Origin of the sequence: Paenibacillus sp. ACRRX (genome assembly GCF_022346885.1) — a bacterium.
Classification (GTDB): Bacteria; Bacillota; Bacilli; order Paenibacillales; family Paenibacillaceae; genus Paenibacillus_B.
Map to the genome: position 1 here is coordinate 770,062 of NZ_JAKRNK010000002.1, position 22,813 is coordinate 792,874.

At 43.8% G+C, this 22,813-nt stretch carries 20 protein-coding genes and 1 riboswitch; of the genes, 4 read left to right on the top strand and 16 right to left on the bottom strand.

Going from position 1 to position 22,813, the window contains the following annotated elements:
* Nucleotides 1-29 precede the first annotated feature (29 nt).
* Nucleotides 30-1,373 carry a nucleoside recognition domain-containing protein gene (locus MH117_RS08945; protein ID WP_239328309.1) on the top strand — a complete coding sequence of 448 codons (1,344 nt, stop codon included), beginning with the start codon at nucleotides 30-32 and terminating at the stop codon, nucleotides 1,371-1,373.
* A gap of 9 nt (nucleotides 1,374-1,382) precedes the next feature.
* Here MH117_RS08945 and coaD read toward each other — a convergent pair whose 3' ends face one another.
* The 7 genes from coaD to MH117_RS08980 form a co-directional block, all read right to left on the bottom strand.
* Entirely contained in the window at nucleotides 1,383-1,895 is a 513-nt protein-coding gene (coaD, locus tag MH117_RS08950; RefSeq protein WP_239328310.1) for a pantetheine-phosphate adenylyltransferase, read from the bottom strand.
* A gap of 15 nt (nucleotides 1,896-1,910) precedes the next feature.
* On the bottom strand, nucleotides 1,911-2,492 hold the full coding sequence (gene rsmD / locus MH117_RS08955; protein WP_239328311.1) for a 16S rRNA (guanine(966)-N(2))-methyltransferase RsmD: 582 nt from the start codon (nucleotides 2,490-2,492) through the stop codon (nucleotides 1,911-1,913).
* Between the two features lie 249 nt (nucleotides 2,493-2,741).
* Nucleotides 2,742-3,326, bottom strand: coding sequence for an NAD(P)H-dependent oxidoreductase (locus MH117_RS08960; RefSeq protein WP_239328312.1), 585 nt, complete (start codon nucleotides 3,324-3,326; stop codon nucleotides 2,742-2,744).
* 811 nt (nucleotides 3,327-4,137) lie between these two features.
* Nucleotides 4,138-4,884, bottom strand: a complete 747-nt coding sequence (locus MH117_RS08965) for a hypothetical protein (protein WP_239328313.1) — start codon at nucleotides 4,882-4,884, stop codon at nucleotides 4,138-4,140.
* Between the two features lie 146 nt (nucleotides 4,885-5,030).
* The gene (locus tag MH117_RS08970) at nucleotides 5,031-5,894 is read right to left on the bottom strand and encodes an alpha/beta fold hydrolase (RefSeq protein ID WP_239328314.1); all 864 of its coding nucleotides are present in this window, start codon (nucleotides 5,892-5,894) and stop codon (nucleotides 5,031-5,033) included.
* A gap of 109 nt (nucleotides 5,895-6,003) precedes the next feature.
* On the bottom strand, nucleotides 6,004-6,837 hold the full coding sequence (locus MH117_RS08975; RefSeq protein ID WP_239328315.1) for an imm11 family protein: 834 nt from the start codon (nucleotides 6,835-6,837) through the stop codon (nucleotides 6,004-6,006).
* Between the two features lie 464 nt (nucleotides 6,838-7,301).
* The gene (locus MH117_RS08980; RefSeq protein WP_239328316.1) at nucleotides 7,302-9,128 is read right to left on the bottom strand and encodes an APC family permease; all 1,827 of its coding nucleotides are present in this window, start codon (nucleotides 9,126-9,128) and stop codon (nucleotides 7,302-7,304) included.
* Nucleotides 9,129-9,259: 131 nt separating this feature from the next.
* Nucleotides 9,260-9,453, bottom strand: a riboswitch (cyclic di-AMP (ydaO/yuaA leader).
* Between the two features lie 583 nt (nucleotides 9,454-10,036).
* Here MH117_RS08980 and MH117_RS08985 point away from each other — a divergent pair.
* A complete protein-coding gene (locus MH117_RS08985; RefSeq protein WP_239328317.1) occupies nucleotides 10,037-12,433 on the top strand; it encodes a S8 family serine peptidase in 2,397 nt (798 codons plus the stop codon).
* Between the two features lie 7 nt (nucleotides 12,434-12,440).
* Here MH117_RS08985 and MH117_RS08990 read toward each other — a convergent pair whose 3' ends face one another.
* Nucleotides 12,441-12,668 carry a hypothetical protein gene (locus tag MH117_RS08990; protein ID WP_239328318.1) on the bottom strand — a complete coding sequence of 76 codons (228 nt, stop codon included), beginning with the start codon at nucleotides 12,666-12,668 and terminating at the stop codon, nucleotides 12,441-12,443.
* A 208-nt stretch (nucleotides 12,669-12,876) separates the two neighbouring features.
* Nucleotides 12,877-13,224 carry a winged helix-turn-helix transcriptional regulator gene (locus tag MH117_RS08995; RefSeq protein ID WP_239328319.1) on the bottom strand — a complete coding sequence of 116 codons (348 nt, stop codon included), beginning with the start codon at nucleotides 13,222-13,224 and terminating at the stop codon, nucleotides 12,877-12,879.
* A 232-nt stretch (nucleotides 13,225-13,456) separates the two neighbouring features.
* Between MH117_RS08995 and MH117_RS09000 the strand changes: the two genes are divergently transcribed.
* On the top strand, nucleotides 13,457-14,185 hold the full coding sequence (locus tag MH117_RS09000; RefSeq protein WP_239328320.1) for an SDR family oxidoreductase: 729 nt from the start codon (nucleotides 13,457-13,459) through the stop codon (nucleotides 14,183-14,185).
* A 297-nt stretch (nucleotides 14,186-14,482) separates the two neighbouring features.
* Here the strand turns inward: MH117_RS09000 and MH117_RS09005 are convergent, their stop codons facing one another.
* A complete protein-coding gene (locus tag MH117_RS09005; protein WP_239328321.1) occupies nucleotides 14,483-15,427 on the bottom strand; it encodes an alpha/beta hydrolase in 945 nt (314 codons plus the stop codon).
* A 159-nt stretch (nucleotides 15,428-15,586) separates the two neighbouring features.
* Between MH117_RS09005 and MH117_RS09010 the strand changes: the two genes are divergently transcribed.
* The gene (locus MH117_RS09010) at nucleotides 15,587-16,012 is read left to right on the top strand and encodes a hypothetical protein (RefSeq protein ID WP_239328322.1); all 426 of its coding nucleotides are present in this window, start codon (nucleotides 15,587-15,589) and stop codon (nucleotides 16,010-16,012) included.
* Nucleotides 16,013-16,081: 69 nt separating this feature from the next.
* On the opposite strand, the gene MH117_RS09015 is transcribed toward MH117_RS09010, so the two are convergent.
* From MH117_RS09015 to MH117_RS09040, 6 genes are all read right to left on the bottom strand, one after another.
* Nucleotides 16,082-16,474: a DUF3221 domain-containing protein gene (locus tag MH117_RS09015; protein WP_239328323.1), complete on the bottom strand. Its 393-nt coding sequence runs from the start codon at nucleotides 16,472-16,474 to the stop codon at nucleotides 16,082-16,084.
* Between the two features lie 273 nt (nucleotides 16,475-16,747).
* Nucleotides 16,748-17,956 (bottom strand): MFS transporter, encoded by a 1,209-nt coding sequence (locus MH117_RS09020; RefSeq protein WP_239328324.1) that lies wholly within the window; start codon nucleotides 17,954-17,956, stop codon nucleotides 16,748-16,750.
* Between the two features lie 138 nt (nucleotides 17,957-18,094).
* On the bottom strand, nucleotides 18,095-19,435 hold the full coding sequence (locus tag MH117_RS09025) for a translocation protein TolB (protein ID WP_239328325.1): 1,341 nt from the start codon (nucleotides 19,433-19,435) through the stop codon (nucleotides 18,095-18,097).
* A 266-nt stretch (nucleotides 19,436-19,701) separates the two neighbouring features.
* A complete protein-coding gene (locus MH117_RS09030; RefSeq protein WP_239328326.1) occupies nucleotides 19,702-20,505 on the bottom strand; it encodes a GAF domain-containing protein in 804 nt (267 codons plus the stop codon).
* A 224-nt stretch (nucleotides 20,506-20,729) separates the two neighbouring features.
* Nucleotides 20,730-21,407, bottom strand: coding sequence for a deoxyribose-phosphate aldolase (gene deoC, locus MH117_RS09035; protein ID WP_239328327.1), 678 nt, complete (start codon nucleotides 21,405-21,407; stop codon nucleotides 20,730-20,732).
* 58 nt (nucleotides 21,408-21,465) lie between these two features.
* Entirely contained in the window at nucleotides 21,466-22,773 is a 1,308-nt protein-coding gene (locus tag MH117_RS09040) for a pyrimidine-nucleoside phosphorylase (RefSeq protein ID WP_239328700.1), read from the bottom strand.
* Nucleotides 22,774-22,813 lie beyond the last annotated feature (40 nt).

Genomic DNA, 22,813 nt, shown 5'->3' on the forward strand with positions numbered 1-22,813 from the left:
ATCCCCACTCTACAAAGAGGTGACCATTGATGCAATTATCCCGTTTTCTTCGTTCTAACCGATCGCAGCATCCTTTATATACAGCTATTGCGGGTTCTATCGCACTTATTCTGGTTGTCTGCATTGTATCTTACCCAGATGCCGCTTTCAAAGCATCTTTGCAGGGGCTAAAAGTCTGGTGGAACATTATTTTCCCTGCTCTCTTACCATTCCTTGTCCTATCGGAAATGCTCGTGGCCTATGGATGGGTGCATGGCTTAGGTGTGCTTTTCAATCCCATTATGCGCTGGCTGCTGCGGCTTCCTGGAGTAGGCGGATGGGCTTGGGCAGTTGGTTGGACGGCCGGCTATCCTGCTGGTGCAGAGGCGGTCGTCAAGCTGCGTCGTCAACAACTCGTTAACCGGCAAGAAGGTGAAAGATTGCTTGGTTTGTCTCACGCCAGCAACCCTGTGTTTATCATTGCCGTTGTAGGTGTCGGATTCATGCAGCATGCAGACACAGGGCTAATTATCGCTATTGTGCACTGGGCTGCTGCACTCTTATCCATGCTGCTACTCAGGGTGTTGGATAATCTAAAATATAACATTATTTCGAATAGAACCAGCACTGGTTCTTCCAGCAGTTTTCAAGAACCCGTTAAGCCATCAGTGTCAGACAGGACCTCTTCTAATAACCAAGAGAAGACGCCCCCTTCTTCATTCAGCACAAGCCTTATCATGGCTATGGAGAATGCTCACCGTCATGATAGTCGTCCATTAGGCAAACTCCTTGGAGATGCCGTCACGACCGCCGTGCAGACATTGATGATGATCGGCGGTTACATGATGATCTTTTCCGTCATTGTGCAGGTTCTGCGAATCGCAATCCCCCAACAATTTGGCAGCTTTATGCTAAACGGGCTGCTTGAAATTAATCTGGGTACGTTTGCGATCGGCACCGCTGCATTCGATTCACCTGTATTTCAAGCTGCATTAATGGGTGCCGTAATCGCCTGGAGCGGTGCCAGCGCCCATTTGCAAGTTCACAGCTTAATAAAAGGAACCGATTTGCGTTATTCACGCTTTCTTCGGTTCCGTTTGCTTCATGCGGCTGTAGCATTTGGCCTCACTTATGTAATTTGGGCTCCAATGCAAATCTGGCTGCGGGGTTCAGAGCAAGCCGCACCTGTGTTTGAGACGAGCCCAACCATTCACGGAAGCAGCCAAATGGTAACAGAAGCTGGTTCGTTCGACATTTTGCATTTTATACAGATTGTCGCTCAGATAGAAGGATGGCAGCAGCCACTCGTGTTACTAACAGCATGTACTCTTTTTATCTGCTTGCTTGTCTGCGTGAGTACCATCTGTTATTTATTATCCCGCCTTACCCGATGACTGCAGTCCCTATTCCTTCAATTCGGAATACTTGCTACGCATAGCTGACTCTACCTCAGGCGTAACTAAGTCCACTACAGAGCCACGAAAACGTGCAATTTCTTTAACCATGCTGGAGCTTAAGTAGGAGTACTTCGGATTCGTCATCATAAAGATAGTCTCAATACGCGGATTCAGCTTTTGATTCGTGCTGGCCATCTGCAGTTCGTATTCAAAATCTGTAACGGTACGAATACCACGTACGATCACATGTGCTTGTTTCTGATCCATATAGTTCACGAGCAGGTCTCGGAAACTGTCAATCTCTACGTTAGGCAAATGAGCAGTTGTTTCCTTCATTAATTCCTTACGTTCCTCAACCGTGAATAAAGGCTTTTTGCTCAAATTATTTAATACGGCTACAATAACACGATCAAATTGCTTGGCCGCACGTTCTATAATATCAAGATGTCCTAATGTCACCGGGTCAAAGCTGCCTGGATAGACGGCAATGCGCGGTTGGTGCGTTAATGGTACTGTCATTACTTTTCGACTCCTTTACATATCTGAATCAACATGCTCTGTCCGTGGACGCTGCTGGTACATCGTTAATGTCGTTTCGCCATAATTTGCTTTCTTCCATATTACAAAAAGACCTATCTGCTCCGGATACTCATGACCTGTATCATGCTCCATAACAATGGTTGCATGATTCGCAATTAAGTCACTCTCCATCATATCTGTCAGTAACGTATCAGCATCCGTTAACCGATAAGGAGGATCCATAAACACAAGGTCAAATGTTGTACCTCGCTTAGCCAATGCTTTAAGCGCACGTCTAGCATCATTGCGATATATTTCAGAGCGGATGCCTACACCAGCAGCTTGCACATTATGACGGATTACTTCTATAGCCTTAGGGTCCATATCAATGAAAATAGCTTTGTCCATACCTCGACTCAGCGCCTCAATCCCTAGACCTCCTGTACCTGCAAACAAATCCAGCACTAGCCCGCCGTCGAAATACGGCCCGATCATGCTAAACATCGCTTCTTTTACTTTGTCTGTCGTTGGACGTGTCCCTTTGCCAGGCACCGCTTTAAGCTGACGCCCCTTGGCTGTTCCCGATATCACTCGCACGATAGCTCACCACATTTCATTCTTCGTTGTTCAATTGACACGTCAATTTCGTTGTTTCGTCGTATATCGTAACACATTTTATATCGATTGTTGAGTCAATCCTGTCATAAGACCGCCACATAAACGGGAAAATGCTCATATGAATGAGCATACGTTTAATGACAATAACCATTTTGAACTTGGAAGCTAATTCGATAAAATAAAGCCCCTTCCTAAGTATATAGAAAGGAGCTCTACCGCTAAATTGAATTAAGATCCTACTTTGCCAAGCGTTGTTTTCACATCGTCTAACATTTTTTTACGTTCTGCATCATCAACGGTCGTTACGGAAGTAAAATAACGATGTTCCAGCACTTCGATCCCTACAAAATCAAAAATTCCCTTGTCTACTGTGTTCGCCAGAGAATCAAACATACCGGTTTCCTGATAATGTGCTTCTGTATTTCCCATCGTTGTGAACAAAATTGCTTTTTTTCCGACAAGCAGTTTATTAAGTCCATTTCCATCCATTGAATAGGCGAATCCATAAGAGAATACACGATCAATGTACCCTTTTAGCAGGGCAGGCAGCGAGGCCCACCATAGTGGATAAATGACAACTAGAACATCCGCCCAACTAATTAAATCCTGCTCCGCCTTGATATCGTCAGGTAATTGGCCGGACTTCGATCCCGCAAAGTCTTCCACAGACAATACGGGATTAAAGTTCAGCGTATACAAGTCGCGCAACTGCACTTCATGCCCTGCATCCTGTAGTGCTGCTACTGCTGTCTCTTGTATCGCGTAGTTAAAGCTTTCTGTGTTCGGATGTGTGTTAATAACTACATATTTCATGGCAAAATATCCTCCTCCAAAATGTTGATGACGACCAGCATCTTCACAGTTAAAGACATCCTCCATAACATGCGTCTTCACATGAACTGCAATACCCTATTGCTCGTTTGTATGACCTTCCATTTCATGCTTGTGTAAATTTTTTATATGAAGCAGGTATATTTCAACCCGTATGGGCAATCCTTTAATTATCGACATCATCGAATGTCGTAGACAACCGCGGAGAAGACTTACGTTTCCCCATAAGCTCTTCGTCCGGTTTCTCCTCTCCCATGAGAGCGCCCTAGCAATAGGGCGCTCAATTAATGTTTATTAAACCTTATGTATCAAGGGATTTGTAATCTTCCTTCATTTTCATAACACCACAATCTTAGCTATTGGGTACAATTGGGGACGATTTCTTATTTATGAATACTTTAGACCTCTCCTATCTCTGACCCTTATCAATCCCACATTTAACTGCATACGCAGATACAGCCCTTGATTTCATTAGTAAAGCATTTTCGATTTGTAATATAACAGACGTTTCAAGTACATCGCACGTACTTAATAACTGCATGATCTTGCTTGTAGATTTACTTGTTCATTCCTGCATTCTTTGAATCGGCTACAGTAAATTGAACAGACACATTGAAACAAATGTTACATAAAAAAAGAGTCGTAGGATTCTACTCGACTCTTTGTAAAAATACAGTATATGCGCTCATATATCTATGCGAAGGCACCCTTCTGCACACATGCGGACTGCGTTTCCTAGCGGCAGTACAAAATGATGGCTGATGCTTCCGGAGCGCTAGCGATTGCTCTGGAATTATCCTGTATATTTAATCTTAACAACAGTGCCTACTGTCCCTATTACTGTCCAGCCCGCTGGTATAGGGAAACCCGGAAGGACATCCACCGTCGTACCCACGCTAGCCCCGTTCAGATTCTGAATCCAAACCGTACTATCTGTTTTGTTAACGACCGCCCAACCAGATGGGAGCGGTGAGATCGGTAAGATCGTAGTGATCTCGCCGAAGCTTGCTCCTATCAAGTACTTAATGGTCATCGTTGATCCTATTGTATTGACAATCGCCCATCCATTCGGTAATGGAGTACCAATCAGAACTGTGACCTGAGCACCTTTAGGTGCGCCATTGAGGTTTTTGATCCACACTGTACTGTCCGTTCTGTTTATCATCGCCCAGCCAGCTGGCAGCGGCGAGATAGGAACGACAGTATATGTTACACCATAACTAGCTCCGTTTGTATTTTGAAGGTTAAGATAAGTGCTTGTTTGATTGATGACCACCCAACCGCTCGGAACTGCAGAACCAAGCATAGCAATGGCCGTCACGCCTGTCGCACCACCAATTAAGCACTGAGCAGTGAATGTGTCGCCGTTTTTCAGCGAAATGATCCAGCCAGCTGGCAGCGTCGTGCCGATGGGTACAATGGTGGTCACTCCATAACTAGTACAGTTAAACGTGGCACTGCTTGAGGCAGCTTCTGCAGAAGGTGTGAACACACCTACGTTTGTACCTAACGAAAAGCTCAACAAAAGCGCAAGTATCATCACCCTTGATATGCCTTTTTTAACCATTGATCCATCATTCCCTTCTATTATTTGTCAAGACGCTTGAACACCATTAGTTTATTGCAATAATTTCCATTCGTCAATCAAACAATTAAAAGTGATAATGGATAGGCTATACGAAATAATTACAAGTAGAGGTTAATTCTAGTCAAGAACTCATTAAGAGATTTTCCTATAGCATTAGGATTATCAAGCCATGGATAATGCCCAGCATTAGGAATCAATATAAATTCGCTATTTTGCAAATTGAACGCAAGCTCTCTCACATATTTATACGGACGAGGATCTGTCTCTCCATGGACAAAGAGAGAGGGAAAACTATTTAATATAACCGTTGTTTTAAATTTCTCATTTTCAAAATACTCATTACATTCTGCACCAACTTTTTGATTCACTTCATTGTTTACAAATGGTCCGTCACTACGAGGCAGCTTATCATAGTTAACCTGATCATTTAAATCAGTTCTTAAACTGATCTCACGTATTCGATCTTTTGTATGATCTCTTTCTTCGTCTCTTAATGTTTCTATAATTGATCGTAAATAGATGTATTCTTCTTTATCTGCGAGACTCATTCTATTAAGTCTGTTTACACGATAGTCAGCATGCCAAGCTGGATTTATCCCTGTTCCCGATATATAGATCAGTGCTGTAACATTAGAATTATATTTTGTGGAATATGCCAACGCCAGTGACGCACCCCAAGAATGTCCACATACAATCCAGTTTTTCACACCTAAATGTATCCTTAGTTGTTCTAAATCTTCTATAAAAGTCTCTACGTCATACGGACCGGTTTTCTCAGACCTCCAGCTCCCTCGTTGTTCATATCGAATAATTTGGAAACAACTCTTATCCAACAATTCAGCCACAGGTTCTAAATAGTCATACGAGCCTGGCCCCCCATGTATAAGCACAATTGGTATACCCTGACCTTGAACAATATGCCAAAGTGACGCACCGTTTATTTTCGAAATAATCCCTTGCATTGGTTCCTCCGTATTTCACACTTTAATTGTATAGTAAAACAACAATAAATTTGAAAAACTATAGTACCGATAAGTAAAAATAAATCCTGCTTATTTCCATGAGCCCGTATTAAATAAAGTCGCCAAAATCGTTTGTATCATCTTCGTGCCATAACAGTCCTTCTAATTTAGGCGTGATGTAGTTAAGGCTCCTCCAAGCAATTTTACATTCATTGGTTAGTGTCCCAAGCCTAATGCTCTCATACTCGAAACGAAGCTTATATTCGCCACTTCTATACGTTTTGTTTGATTGAATGTCAATTAGAGCCTGTGAAAAAGGAATTTTTTCACTAGTTACATCATTCCATAATTGTTGTAATACCTGATTATAACGTTCGATTTGGTTCTGGGATACATCAGAAATAAATTCAGTTCTCCAACTAAGATTGAGCTGTGGTCCTCTTAATTTAAAATGATCTAGCAACTCTACAAAACGCTCAGTAACAAACGATCTTGAGGTAACGGCTTCTGGAACTTTGAAAATGTACACACTTTGATTTATTCTCTCCTCTGAAAAATAAACAAAGTCGACATATCTCATATTATTACCAAACGGTGATATTGGGACAATTGTCTTCTCATAATCTAGAACATCAAGTACACTGACAACGTTCATGACAAACAGTTCTGCTCCAGGATGATTAATAGGCAGAAACTCTACCTCACCTTCCAAATAAGGTCTTAGGCATTCATATGTCTTTCTATTTATAACAGGCAGACCGCCAAAATAATTATAAAAATCTGTATATTCTCCCTCTTCATACGTGTATACATCAAATGGAATCCAATTTTCTCCGATTAATTTACCGACATACATATCTGGATGATTATAGGGTGAATGATTAGTCTCTGTGGTTCTTATACTACTATTGTTAATACGATAAGCCGTCTCCCATAATTTCACGTTTATTCATTCCCTTCTAAACAAAAAATGCAGCATACTGCTAATATCAATCATCACTCATTAACATTTTCCGTATTGCCTGCAATTATTGAGCAATATCTTCTGTTTTTGAGCATCTTTGATTCTTACCCACAAAAAGTCATACTAGTTACCGTTTCTTATGTATGCACCATTAATGTATTAATAATATAGGGGTCTTTCCACTCCCATAGTCTGCAGTTTTTCATTTTATATGGGGTGGTGATTCAAAAAATAAAAAACAAAAAATGTGTCCTGCTGAAAAAATAGGCCATCGGATAAACTCTATCCTATTCAAACGAATTAAAATAACCAGTCGCCGATTGATTTTCGACGACTGGCTGCTTACATTTTGCGAGGTGCTTTGATCCCTGTCTCATTGACGGGATGCAGCCCCTATTTCCTTGACTCTTAACGTTAACCGGATCATAAATGTTAACTAGATCTTAAAACTTCAAATGGTACGGTACCGTTGTAACAATCACATTTCTTCGATACAGCAAATGGGCACGAATCAGCAAACTGGATTGGTTATGCAATATATTCTGCCAACCTTTCTTAGGTATAAATTGTGGGATAATAACAGTAACCTGATAATTGGATTCATTCGCTTTACGCTGAACGGTATCAATAAATTTAGTTAATGGCTGAATGATGCTTCTATATGGAGAGATTAATGTCACTAATCTCACATCAGGCTGCCATTTTTTCCATTTCTCCTCAAACGCCAATTCATCTTCTCTTTCAAATGGCACATATACAGCGATAATTTGATGAGCCGACAATGATTTAGCATAATTTAAGGAGTTCTCTACTACATGGGTGATACCCGCTACAGGCAGAATGATCACATTTCCCTCAATTGGCACGGATGGTTCACAGGTTGTGATTCTCAATTGATCAGCCACTGCTTCATAATGCTTGTTAATACGATGGAAAATAAAAATGATGATTGGTAAAAATACAAACACTGTCCAAACCTGCATAAATTTTGTTAAAAAGAACATCATCGTAACAATAAAGCTTATCAATGCTCCTGTTGTATTAATGATAAATTTCGACATCCAGCCAGCAGGTTTTTCACGAATCCATTTCAGCATCATTCCTGTCTGAGACAGTGTAAATGGAATAAATACCCCTACTGCATAAAGGGGGATAAGATGTTCGGTCTGCCCTTCAAAAGCAATAATGAGCAGAATGGAAAACAGCCCTAAAATAACAATGCCATTGGAATAACCTAATCGATCTCCTCTAACCGTAAACATTCGCGGGATAAACTTATCCTTCGCCAGATTAACAGCCAGCAATGGAAAAGCAGAGTAGCCGGTATTCGCAGCCAGAATTAATATTAATGCAGTAGTGCCTTGTATAAAGTAATACATAAAGTTGCGGCCAAACGTTTGTTCAGCAATTTGAGAAACAACCGTTGCCTCTGCTAGAGGACTAATTCCATAATAATAAGCTAAAATAACGATTCCTGAAAATAAGATTGCAAGCAGGGAGCCCATTGCGATTAACGTTTTGGCAGCATTATTTGGTGCTGGGCTTTTAAAGTTAGGAATCGCATTTGAAATAGCTTCCACCCCGGTTAATGCGGAGCTGCCCGAGGCAAATGCTCGCAGAAGCAGAAATAAACTAACTCCAGCAACGGGTGTTCCGATGGGTGTGTGCAGTTCAGGTGATACATGACCAAACAAAATATTGTAAACCCCTACACCAATGAGAATAAATAAAGCAAGAACAAACAAATAAACCGGATAAGCTAAAATGGAAGCAGATTCTGTTACTCCTCTTAAATTTAATATCGTTATAAAAATAACGAATCCAATTGCGATAATTACATTATGATCATGCATGCTTGGAAACGCCGATGTGATCGCATCCGTCCCAGCTGATACACTTACAGCAACCGTTAAAATATAGTCAACTAATAAAGATCCTCCCGCAATCAGCCCTGAGTACTTCCCTAGATTTTCTTTTGAGACAACATAAGCGCCTCCACCATGAGGATACGCAAAAATAATTTGGCGATACGACAAGATAAGGGCTGTCAATAACACTAACACCCCAATAGCGATCGGGATCGAATACCAATAAGCCGCAGCACTAACCGTAATTAAGACTAACAATATTTGTTCAGGGCCGTATGCCACTGAGGATAAAGCATCTGAAGAGAGAATAGCGAGCGCTTTTGTTTTATTTAATTTCTGCTCGCCCAATTCAGTCGATTTTAATGGTCGCCCAATTAAAAATCTTTTTAGCGAAGACCACATGAGTTTCACTCCACTTTTTTTATTTGTATAGTACCCTGCAATTCAAAAATAAACTCCGGATCTAAATCGTTTAGTCATTTTTAGGCAAACAAAAAACACAGCATCTAACCCTGTGTTTTCTACCCTAAGTTCGTACCTCCCAATCAACGCTTACGAGGTTAGCTGACGGATTCGGGCCGTGAGAGTAGCCCTACCTGATTCGTTAACGGACTTCATAATTGTCCAACGCATCAGGATTCACCCACATATGATGGACATGCATGTATGCATACATCACATAATGGTTCCCCCGCTTTCCATTTTGGAAATTAAGCGAATTAAAATTTTTCTTATTTGTTCTATTGGACCGCAATGTATAATACTCCAGTTAATCAATTTTGTAAACTAATTTTGTAACAAGCTATTTATACGTCAGGTAACGTTATTTTATGTTTAACTTGACCTTAGGTCTATTTTAGTCCTAAGAACATTGAAATGGGTGTGTGCATGGATCTCCTTTTTCTCTCATGAAGGTACTTCATGTGCAAGAAGCCTCTCAAAATAGTTCAAAATACCATCATTAAACGAAAGAATTGACCTATAATTTGAACACATCATATATGAAAAAGGATTCAACATGATAAAACAGAGCACATGCATGTGAGTATAGGCTTCCAGTCTTTATTGCCCTTGTCTTATACGAAGTATTAAAAAAATATTAAAAAATACAAGAAAGCTATTGAAATCTAATATGATCTTTAATAAGATGTCAATATACATTTTTGTCCAAATTATTAATCTATTAAGAACTATTAATGAACTTTAATGGTGCGAAAATGTAATCCTGATACAAGGGAGTGATGATGTTATTTGGTTTATCCGCAATTACGGAAAGCATACCTATTTTATAGAGGAGGAATTAATGAAAAATGAAAAACAAAAGAATACTTTCCCTTGTTCTATCGCTTGCTATGGCGCTCAGCCTAATGCCCTCAGCAGTCGGGGCATACGAAAAGTCTGAGATGAGCGGACCGTCTGAGAGACTACTCCATCTGAGGACAGGAAGTGTCAATCTACAGGAGGGAACATGGAACGACGATCTCCTGGAGGAGAGTGGCAGCACGGAGCATAAATTGTACGTCGTTCAATTCAGGGATGTCATAACCGAGTCATCCAAGCAGCTGCTGCTTCAGACTGGGGCGGAAATTGGCGACTATCTTCCTGATTATGCTTATCTCGTACGTATGAATCCACAACAAGCCGGCATCCTCGCCGCAAACGAACTCATTTACAACGTCACTCCATTTCAAGCCCAATGGAAGGACGGCACCACCCTATCTTCAACACACAGCCAATCTAACAATTACGTCATCTCCATATTCAAAGGAAGCGAATCACAAGTAGCCGGTTCGTTGCAGCAGCAAGCAATTACAATTACCGATGTACAGCAAGGCTTCATCGAAGCCGTACTGCGTGATGAACAAATTCCTCTAGTACTCCAGCACTCAGATGTAACCTTCGTTGAGCAAAAGCCACAATACGGAATATCCAATGACTTTATTACTAATCAAATAAACGCCTCTACACCAACCGGTGTGTGGAGCAAAGGTTGGACAGGCAGTGGCCAAGTGGTTAGTGTGGCTGACAGCGGCCTGGATTCAGGAAGCTTAAGCACGCTGCACAAGGATTTTGAAGGACAGCTTCATGCCACGCCAGCCCCGAACCCATCAACTGGTACCTGGTCTGACGCGAACGGCCATGGTACCCACGTAGCCGGTACCGTGCTTGGCAGCGGAGCCATGTCTAACGGTAAGTACAAAGGTGTTGCCTACGGCGCCAAACTACTTTTCCAGGCGATAGGCTGCGGTGGAGATTCCATTTGCCCTGGCGATGTGCGCGACTTGTTCGGTACAGCGAAGCAGCAGGGAGCAGCCATCCATACCAACTCCTGGGGAGCCCGCTTGAATTACTCCTATAACGCCAATTCTTCGCGTGTTGACGAATTTACGTTCAACAACAAGGACTTCACGGTTCTGTTCGCAGCTGGAAATGACGGCAGCTCGAACAATACCATCTCAACTCCCGGCAATGCCAAAAACACGATCACGGTTGGTAACCTACAAAAATCGAACCCGAATCAAATCGCCTCAACTTCCAGCAGAGGGTATGCCATTGATGGCCGGATTAAGCCGGATCTTGTTGTAACCGGTTCCAATATCATATCGGCACGATCATCTGCTTCAACCAGAACGCCTAACCCGAACAATTATTACACCAGCTTATCAGGCACTTCCATGGCCACTCCAGCCGTTGCTGGTTCAGCTGCAATTGTTCGCCAATTTTATATCCAAAATAAACAGGTAACACCATCGTCGGCACTCATCAAGGCTACACTTATTAACGGAGCAGAAGATGTAGGTTATGGCTGGATGAGTAGAGAGACAGGCTGGGGCCGTGTGAATTTGGTTAACTCACTTACCCCAACCGATGGAAGACAAAGCGGCTTTATTGACAACCAAGCTGGATTAAATACAAATGGTTCCATATCGTACCGCGTGAAATCTACAGCAGGCAAGCCATTAAAAATCTCTCTCGTTTGGAGCGATTACCAAGGAGCAGTCCAAGCAGGCAAGCAATTGGTAAACGATCTTGATCTTGAGGTAAAAGCTCCAAATAATGAAATATTAAAAGGCAACTGTTTTGTACAGAACACAGCAAGCTCTACATGCGCCAGTTCTGACCACGTCAACAACGTTGAAAACGTCTATCTGAACACACCGTCAACTGGCGACTACATTGTGACCATTAAAGGCTACAACGTACCACAAGGCGCGCAACCGTTCGCATTAGTGGTGTCAGGTAATAATGCCGATATCGTTCCCGGTGATACAGAGCCTGTGGTACTGAAAGCACCTGAGCAGTTAACGGTGACCGGTGTCACTTATGATACGGCCAGCCTGACATGGATCGATCCTAACGGTACTGCGCTCGGCCTCCAATACGAAGTATTTAATCAAGGGAACCTTATCGCCACTACTGCGGTGAAAAATTATACGGTAACCGGGCTTACTTCGGGGCAAACCTACACATTTACAGTCAGGGCTAAAAATGCCGAGGGCAAAGTGTCGCCGCATAGCTCACCTGTAACAACGAAGCTGCCCGACAAAGATACGGGAACCACTCCATGGCGGGCAGGCACTGCTTACAAAGCTGGCGATCTTGTCTCATATGGTGGATTCGCATATAAATGTATACAGCCACATACCTCATTGACGGGCTGGGAGCCGTCTATCGTACCAGCATTATGGTCCCGTGTGCAGTCATAATTTATAATCATAAGGATAAAAATAGAGGAGCAGCAGGGTAAAGCAGCCCCTTACAAAGCTCTTCGTGAGCAATCAAATAGGATCTTGCTAAGCGGCTCAAGTTCTGTGGACTTTGGGCCGCTTTGTTAAGTTTAATCGTATCCCCTACTGCCATGATCAGCGGATCAGCATCTGGCGAAAACATCACTACTGCTTTTGCCGCTCTATCCCTAATGAGTTCCGTATATTTCTCCATCTGAATGTGTGCACACTTCTAACTGCTGCCAATAACTTTAAAGGGACAACTAGGACTGGAAGTCCAGTTGATACCTCTTGTATCGGATAACGATCATCCATCCAATCTTGGTCTATATGTAGGACTTCGGCCATAATGGCTGCATCTATATTTCCCTTGTGAAAATACATCTACAATAGATAACTTATATTCTCCATCTCCTGTTCCCCTATTCCTCGTCATCCGCACTTATATAATCTGTGTGCGCTCTTCCCCAAACACACATGCTATCCAGCACAGATCTAAAAGATTGACCATGTTCTGATACGCTATATTCCACTCGCGGCGGTATTTCTTGGTAGACCACACGTTCGATCAGTTGGTCATGTTCCAGCTCACGCAGCTGCTTGGTTAATGTTCCTTGTGAAACTTCCGGTATCATCCGTTTAAGCTCGCCAAAACGTTTGGTACCATCCGTCAGCAAAATAAATAAAATCAATGGCTTCCATTTGCCACCGACGATGTCAAGTGTTGTGAGTACGCCTGTTAATCGCGGCTCCTGATTATTCCTGTTCATCAGATTCACCTCTTTGTCCATCATACAAAATGATTTTTCATCTTGCACCACTATTGTGAATCCTTCTGTCAGCTCGCAAGCCCATGATATGCACTATGGTACGAATGTTCGTACTAAGTACGAACCAAGTGCGTACTTTGCAACGCTCCCGTTGTACCCAATAATAAGAAGAGCACAGCTCTAACAAGTCTATAACTGGCAGTGCTTAATTATGGAGAGGGAGAGAGTACAGATGCCCGTCATTTCGCTAAACAATCAACGTGTGGTCATAATTGGAGGCAGCTCAGGTATAGGTCTGGCTACTGCCCAGCAAGCCATCGAACAAGGAGCACATGTCATTATTGCAGGTCGCTCGCAGACTAAGCTTGATATCGCCCTTCAGTATCTAAACAATGATTCTGTAGAAACCTTCCCTTTAGATAATCAAAATGAAGCGGAGCTGCAGCCTTTTTTTGAGCAGGTTGGCAAATTTGATCACTTATTTACACCTGGTGCCTCTTATGTAAGAGGTCCGCTCTCCTCTAGTACAGAGGTAGCACACAGCTGCTTTGACGCCAAGTTCTGGCCACAATACAATGCAGCAAAATATGCGGCTCCATATCTTAATCCGCATGGTTCGATCGTGCTGATGTCTGGCGCTTTTGGTCAACGACCGCTGGCTGACGGTGCTTCATATGCCGCCTGTAACGGAGCCATCGAAAGCTTGGGCAAAGCGTTAGCAGTTGAACTAGCTCCTGTTCGGGTAAATGTCATTTCCCCTGGCACCATCTATACAGCATTTAATTGGGAAGACGCGGCGCAGGAAGTAAGAGATCAAGCTTACGATGCCTACACCAGTATGAATCTGTTGGGGAGAGTGGGGCAGGCTGCTGAAGCCGCACATACCGTTATTTATTTGATGACAAATGGCTACACAACAGGCAGTACCCTGTTCCCAGACGGGGGTTACATTTTACGCTAATTAACATATAAGACGATATCGTTTTGATTCCAAGGCCGTAGGACTAGTTCCGAGGGCCTTTTTTCATGACGTGCAGTATCGGGTCAAATCACATTTCATCACCTGGTAAGAACAGCAACAAGTAGGAGATCAAAAGCTATAGATCATACATTAAGACGCGGACAGTATGTGGGTTTCCGTTTTTTAATTAGAGGTAAAATGACCAAATAGACCCCATCGAAAGAGCTGCAACATGTCTCTTCATGGTGCACCTAAGTCGATTGGAAGCCTATAAACAGATCCATCTAAACATGTTGTTTATACGGGAATATATCGATTTACAAAATTTTTCACTTTCTCCACGTATCCATCGTAATCCACTAGGATCGAGGCACCATGAGCTGCCTTAGGAACGATCCATAACTCCTTGTCGCTCTTGCATCGCGCATGCAGTGGATATACCATCTGAGTCGGAACAAACGTATCTTCTTCCCCATGTATAAACAGAATTGGCGTCTTGGCACGCTCTACCTGCTTCAGTGCAGTTGCCTCCTTAAAAGAATAGCCTGCGCGAAGTCTGCACACCAGACTGGTTGTGGATAATAGCGGAAAGCTGGGTAACCTAAACATCTGTTTGAGCTGGTAAGTCAATTGGTCATACACAGAAGTGTACGCACAATCAGCCACGATCACTTTGACTTGTTCCGGAAGATCCTCCCCGCTAGTCATCAATACGGTCGCCCCTCCCATAGATACCCCATGCAAAACAAGTTCTACCTCATTGCCGAACCGTGTGATTAGATACTCAATCCATTTTAAATAATCTTTGCGATCATGCCAACCAAATCCGATGTAATGGCCTTCACTAAGACCATGTCCCCGATTGTCCGGCATAAGCACGTTATATCCTAACGAGTCATAATAAATACTTGCGTAAGATACCATGTCGCGTCCTTGACCGGAATAACCATGCACTAATATGGCTAACTTATTCGTCGGCTGCTTCGCTGCCATATAGTAGCCATGCAGCTTCAACCCGTCATACGATTGAATCTCTACATCTTCATAACTTTGACGGCTCAACCATTGCTGGTTCTCTTCTGCGTGACGTTTCCATTCCTTGGCTATTTCCGTATCCGGGTCGCCTGACAGAAACGACTTGCTCGATCGTTTGACCGCCAATTTGTAAAAATATAAGCTCGCCGCCACAATTCCCATTCCTATCACAAGTGCAATTATTGTTACTCCCACTACAATATTCATTTCTGCCTGTTCACCTCGGAATTCAGTTTAATATATGTCATATTATACACATTGTTACCGAACAAATCATCTTTGCCCTCGATTCTGCACTTGTGAACCTATCCATGGGCTAACGCATACGATACATTATCCCTATTTACAATATCGGAGGTTATTCATATGTCATCTAATGCTAGCGAATCTGCAGTGGTGTATCAAGCCACACCAAATACGGTTACCAATCTGAAAGGCGTCCGCGAGCGGGCGCAGCAAGCCGTTAGCCCTTATATTAACTCCCCTGTCAAAATCACAACCATTGACGGTCAAATTTATGAAGGAGTCATTGTCAAAGTCGAGGGCAGCATCCTTCATTTAAGCATTGCAGGCCAGCCGCAGCCTCAACCGCAACAGCCTATGCCTTATTCATATGATATGACTTACATGCATCAGACTCCTATGCAGTCCATGCCCGGCCAGTCCTGCGGCTGCCACTCCTACGGTCACAGCCCTAGCCCTTACGATTTTTACCGTGCCTTCAATCCTTACTACAACAACGTCATCTTACCTTTAGTGTTATTTGAGCTTCTTGTCATTGCACTGATGTAACAAGGGAGCATACATTCATATCTACGCGGCTGACGCCAGAGAAGCAGCTTTCTTGCACGCAGCTGCTTCTTATTTTGATCCGTTTATAATCTCCAATCTGATCGCCTTGGCCGTACCTGGATAAGCTATCTCATCGCGTTCGGAAATCCATAAATGAACCTTGTCGCCTGGACTGAATGATTGTGGAATGGAGCGGATATCTACCCAAAGTGCATTCGGCTTGACCAACTGTATAAGCTGCTGCACCGATTTGTCCTCCAAGTCCTGTGCTCTGATGTTACCCCAAACAAACAGCACCTGCTCCTCTTTTACCTGATGTGTCACAATATATCCGTTGAATTGGCTTGGCTTGTCGTCAACGGACACCGCCCTTGATTCGGGCCACAGACAGCCTGCTGTGCTTATTGTTATTAAACTTATAAATAAGCTTATTCGCAGCATGCACTTTAATCCAAAACTCATCGTGCCAGCCCCCTTAGCTTCCATGTTCAACCTATCTTTCTTCGACACTTCGAACATTAGGAATGGGAATAAGTTCAATGTCTCGTTCAGTTTGCCCGCAATTCTCACAACAGATTCGTGACTGATCATTTATGTACGCTTATGGTTGTTTAATTCTGATTTAAGCTTTTATAATCGAGACTCTACACTGCATTCCTAAAATAAAAAAAGACCTGCCAACTCCAATGGAGCAACAGGTCACAGGTCTTCGTATATGCAATTGATTGACGCCGATTATGAAACGGAGCTAGAAGCCTCCAGCTTATATGCGGATAACCGTTTAGCCTGAAATAGACCATACAGCACTATAGTAATGGATAAAGCGCCAAAGATCAGCACCATGTATTTTAATCCGATCGTATCCAGGAAAAATCCGGATGACAGCAGTACAACTTGGAATAATAATCGTTCTAACATACCGCGCAGCGAAAAGAATCTACCATGATACTCCTTGGGAATTCCCGTTTGAAAATAAGTTGCGACGAGCGGGAAGAAACAACCCAGAGCAAATCCTAACAGACCAAACGACACGATCGAGATGATTGGAACGTCCGCAAAAAATAACAGGAATTGTGAAATGGCAATAACGACCGATAATCCAAACAGCTTTTTTAATGTGCTGCCTTTACCCATTATACGTTTGACAAACAATGCGGCGATAAAGAAGCAAATCCCCTCTGCTGCGTACAATAAACCTTTAATCTGCACGCTGTTCTGCAGTTCACTGATATTAATAACCATCAAATTAAACGATCCAAGAAACAAGATCGGCAGCAATGAAATACCCAGCATCATCATCGCGACAGGCATTGTTTTTAATACTGGTATCATCTCTTTAAACGCACCTTTGCTGTTACTCTTGCCCTGCTTGTCAGTCGATATCTCCTCATCTACTTTCAGGAAGCAGGTAGAAACAAGCAGCAACGCATACGCGATAAAGGAGCATAAATACAACGTGTACAAGCTCATGACAAGCAGCAGTGCACCCGCAAGAGCCGTTCCCAAAATTCTTGCAATTGTTGATGCATTCATAAATACACCATTCAGTGTCATCAGATCCTTCTCTGCCACGATCTGCGGGATGAGCGCCTGCAAAGCCGGGAACATAAATGCCATCGACAATTGCAACGCTACCCCGAACACCACCATCCATGTCACAGAGTCAAAGGCCAACGCCAGAAACATAAAGCATACACTGATCAGCCGGCCTACACCTGATATAATCAATACTTTCTTCTTTCGATTTGAATCAACAACTCTCCCAGCTAAAGGACCTACAATAATTCCCGCTAGCAAACCTGTAAATAAAATAAGTGACTTCATAAAGTCAGATGGAACATGCTGCTGCATAAATTCGAGATTCGCAATAATGGAGGTCCACATGCCTAGCCCCGCAATAAATTCACCTGCCAACACGATCCATACGTTTCGATTTCTCCACATCTACGATTCTCCGTCTCTTATAAGAAATATATACTCCAAATGTACATATTATCATATCAGTTGGTAGAAACAATTACCAACTCATTCTTATTTACAGACAGAAAATATGAGACAGCGTTAACCGTCCGTAGGAAGTTCTTATTGGAAGTCCCCCCTTTCTCCCCCATACCACGCAATGACTTCTTCCCAATTGAAATGATCATAATATTCATTTGGCATGTCCAATTGCTTTATGATCAGATACGGTTTATCGCCTGATGGTCCCGATGACCATGCATCTGCTTGCTTTCGGGTTGTCCGGATCCAAGTCAAACGATCACTACGGGACTTCATGTGCTGAGGAAAGAAATCTCCACTTCCCGATGGAGGGTTTGTTATTCGGATTTGTTGGTTATCATCTAACCCAATTCTGTACAATGCGGGTAGTGGTCTTTCTCCCGGTGTGTTTGACCATGCCCGCTCTTTTGCTCGTGCAACTACGATATGATAGTCATCAAGCCATGTAAAGTCTCGGTCCGCATACCCGCTTGGTGTATAGGATTTGGATTGGATCACTGGAAGTTCATCCACTGTTAGCTGTTTATTTTCAACAGAGAATCGCCCTTCACCTGCAATAGAAGCCAGCTTATTCGTTTGTGGTGCCCAATTAAACCAAGACGGATAACCTAACATTTTGTCTAGCGTGTAAAATCTCGATCCGTCACGAGACAACACACATAATAGATTGCCGTCCGCCGACAACGATGCGGTAGGCTTGGCGATAAAGGCGATCCACTTCCCATCTGAAGACCACTTAAATATACTTGTCCCTACCGCAAAAAAGTCGTCCGATTGACTTGGCAGCATATAAAGCTGTTTTACCTGCTTGGGGTCCATGTTGGCCGTGAGTGGAACCACATACAATTTGACATTGGTCCAGCCTGTAGGCTGCAATTGAGCTAGCGATGACACAAGAAAGCCACTTCCGTCAGGTGTCCATGAATAATTTCCGACACCTGATACGACTGGCTGCTGGACCTGGAGCTGTCCTGCCGCTAGCCGTGCAATATCCACAACACTTAGCAGTCCATTTTCCCTAACAGCCAGTATATGCTCCTTGGGAGACCAACTGTATTGATCTGCGCTCTCCACTACAAGTGCACTTCGCTTGCGCTCCACGTCATATACCCACAAGTTCTGCTCTGCCACCCAATAAGCAATAAACTTGCCATCTGCGGACCATTTGGGCAAGCTCGCCCTCGTCTGATCAGTAGCTCGGTATTCCACACCACCCTTGCTAATCCACAGCGATCCAGCGCGTATGTAGGCAGCTTGCGGGTAGTCGATCTGTTGATTCACTTCTTGTCCTGGATGGTTGACCGACCTCGCACTTACAGTTGCTGTGCCGCTGCACAGCCCGATTAACAGTAGGACTCCCAGTACTAAACATCGGGATGTTTGTCGGGACTTAAGCACATTTTGTGTACCAAATCGATTCATGCCTACATCAGCCTCCATATCTCATCACAATACAGAGGTAGTGTTCGTTATTCTTAAAGGCTTATGCACGGTGACTGCATCATGAGCAGGACTCCAACATCATCAAAACGTATGGTCTGTCCTTGCAACTGCTCCATCTGCTAAGTGTAAGGCATGCACACTGTAAAATAGAAGTTATCCTTTATCGTTTTAATGCGGTTCGGAGTTTCATATTGATCCTTAACAGTCTGCAGGAGGTCCGCAGAAAGCTAGGGCGCCTATGCGGCCTATGCGGTTACGTTTCCCCCCTGTTCTTCCAGCCTGGAAGCTGCCCATAGCTGGAAGGCGGCAGCATGGTCTGCAAGCACGCCTATCATAAGGCTGGCATACATGTCAGCAATGACTCTGCCTGCTTCATGGAAGGGCTCCAGCCCATCAATAGTTAATACACCATGCACACCTAACGAAAGACAGAGCAGTGATTGATACGGACTTTTGGAATCTAGATTACGTTCCCAGTCCTCATCCTTTTTAACGTCGGAACAATGAACTGCCGTCTGCTTTCGAAAGGAGCGGCCTGCTACGGAGCGATCGACATGCAGCTGCCGCTCACCAACATACTTTTTGGGGAAGCCCGCAGACGCAAAGCGAAGCGTTAAGGTCTGATCTGCGTACAACCATATTCCACAACGATGGTGACCTCCCGGCTTCATTTTCATGTCGATTGCAAGCATGTCCAGCATCCGCTGTAGCAAAAAAGCCGACTCTGTCAGCGCCATGTAAGGGTCTAATAGCATTCGCAGGTCACTACATGTATCTGTGAATGTCTTCAAGTTGCGCAGCGCGGAAAGAGATTGCTGAGCAGCGTGCTCACTGTCCATTTGAGATGTGCGAAGCGTATCCAACTTTTCCTGATACGTCTGCATGCGCTCATCTCTTGTCATCACGTCTGATACCATATCACTCAATTTTTTATTAATATACAGCGTTTTAAAAAAATAAAATATGATGCCTGCAGATATAACAACGGTAAACAAATGATAGCCCCAAGGCGGCAGCTTCTCCAACATTGCCTTTATGATCGCTTCCATCATAACGCCTCCATCCGCATCATAATGCCTGTATAATACAAGCATATGCGCAGGTATGGGCGAACATGCATTCTTAATGGGTAGGGTTGTTTTTATTTCCATTATTAATTCTGTTTATAACTATGTACCCGCGCAAAAAAGAGCTGCCTTTGGCCACGTACACCAAAGACAGCTCCTGACGTTCTATTTATATCAAAGTCTTTTAAACATCTTATCCGTCCGACTTAGTAAGCCGAATTAGACTGCTCACCCTTCACCAGCGCAATACCGGAACTCGTTCCAATCCGACTCGCGCCAGCTTGTACCATTGCTGCGAAATCTTCTGCGCTGCGGACACCGCCCGAAGCTTTGACGCCTACGTCAGGCCCTACAGTCTTACGCATTAACGCGATATCGGCCGCTGTTGCGCCACCTGTCGAGAAACCAGTTGATGTCTTTACAAAGTCAGCGCCTGCGCGTACAGACAACTCACAAGCACGAACTTTCTCATCATCCGTCAACAAGCATGTTTCGATAATAACTTTAACAAGCGCTTTACCTTTTGCTGCTTCCACAACTACACGAATGTCACGCTCTACAAGCTCATCCAACTTGTCTTTTAACGCGCCTACATTAATAACGGTGTCTACCTCTGTGGCTCCGTTAGCAATCGCATCTTGTGTCTCAAATGCCTTCGCCTCAGGTGTAGAAGCCCCTAGCGGGAAACCAATTACTGTACACACCTTGACGTCAGGCGTATCTTTTAATACTTCATAAGCCGTCTTTACATTAGCAGGGTTCACACATACTGATGCAAAATGATGCTGCTTTGCTTCCTCCGCTAGGCGGATAATCGCATCGCGCGTTGCGTCTGGCTTTAATAAAGTATGATCGATTAAACGTGCAATTTGTTCAGTGTTCATGTAGGGTTCCTCCACTCAATTGGGTTATATTTTACTTGCCACTTCCTTATGCTGCAGCTTACTTGGAATGAATTTCTGCGTGAACCAGCGTTGGACGCTCCACTTTATTGCTTGTGATGGTATAAGCCTCATAGATACGCTCAATCACATCTTCTACTGCCTCGCGGTTGCTGTGGATCGTTACAATCGTATCCCCCTGCTTCACTTCATCACCAATCTTCTTCTCCAGCATAAGTCCGACAGCAAGGTCGATCTCAGACTCTTTTGTCGCACGGCCAGCACCTAGAATCATAGCGGCCGTCCCAATGCTATCTGCAACGATCTCGGATACATAACCGTCCTGCTTCGCTTTAACAGCGATCTGATAGTTTGCTGCTGGAAGCTTGGAAGGCTCATCCACGATGGATGCATCGCCGCCTTGTGCCTCTATAAACGCCTTAAACGTTGCCAGCGCTTTGCCGCTCTCAATCGCATCCTCCAACTGACGGCGCGCTTCTTCAACACTCTTGGCATGTTCAGCCAAATACACCATATGGCTGCCAAGCGTTAAGCACAGTTCGTGCAGATCGTCAGGACCTTCGCCACGCAGCGTGTCGATTGCTTCCTTCACTTCAAGCGCATTACCAATCGCATATCCGAGCGGCTGATTCATATCGGAAATGACCGCCATCGTGTTGCGGCCAACATTACTGCCGATTTCAACCATCGCTTCGGCAAGCGCTTTGGCCCCCTCCAAGTCTTTCATAAACGCACCTGCGCCAACCTTAACATCAAGCACAATCGCATCAGATCCGGAGGCGATCTTCTTGCTCATAATCGAGCTTGCCATCAACGGTATCGAGTTTACCGTTCCTGTTACGTCGCGCAATCCGTAGATTTTCTTATCTGCAGGAGTCAAGTTGCCTGTGGGTCCTGTAACCGCAACTTTAACTTCATTCACCTGCTTGATAAATTGTTCATTGTCAATTTCCGCATGGAAGCCAGGAATTGCTTCGAACTTGTCAACCGTGCCTCCGGTATGGCCAAGACCACGCCCAGACAGCTTTGCCACTGGTACTCCTACTGCTGCGACTAGGGGAGCCAGCACAATTGTTGTTGTATCGCCCACACCACCTGTGCTGTGCTTGTCTACTTTTATTCCTTTAATAGCGGACAGGTCAATCGTATCGCCTGAATCCACCATTGCCATTGTCATGTCTGCTGTTTCCTGAGGTGTCATGCCCTTAAAAAATACGGACATTAAGAAGGAAGACATCTGATAATCCGGAATCGTACCTTTTGTGTAACCTTCAATAATAAAGTCGATTTCTTGCTTCGTCAGTTGTCCGCCATCCCGCTTTTTCGTAATCAAGTCAACCATTCTCATCATAAGCCATCCTCTCCAACGATGCGTTTATAGTGATCCG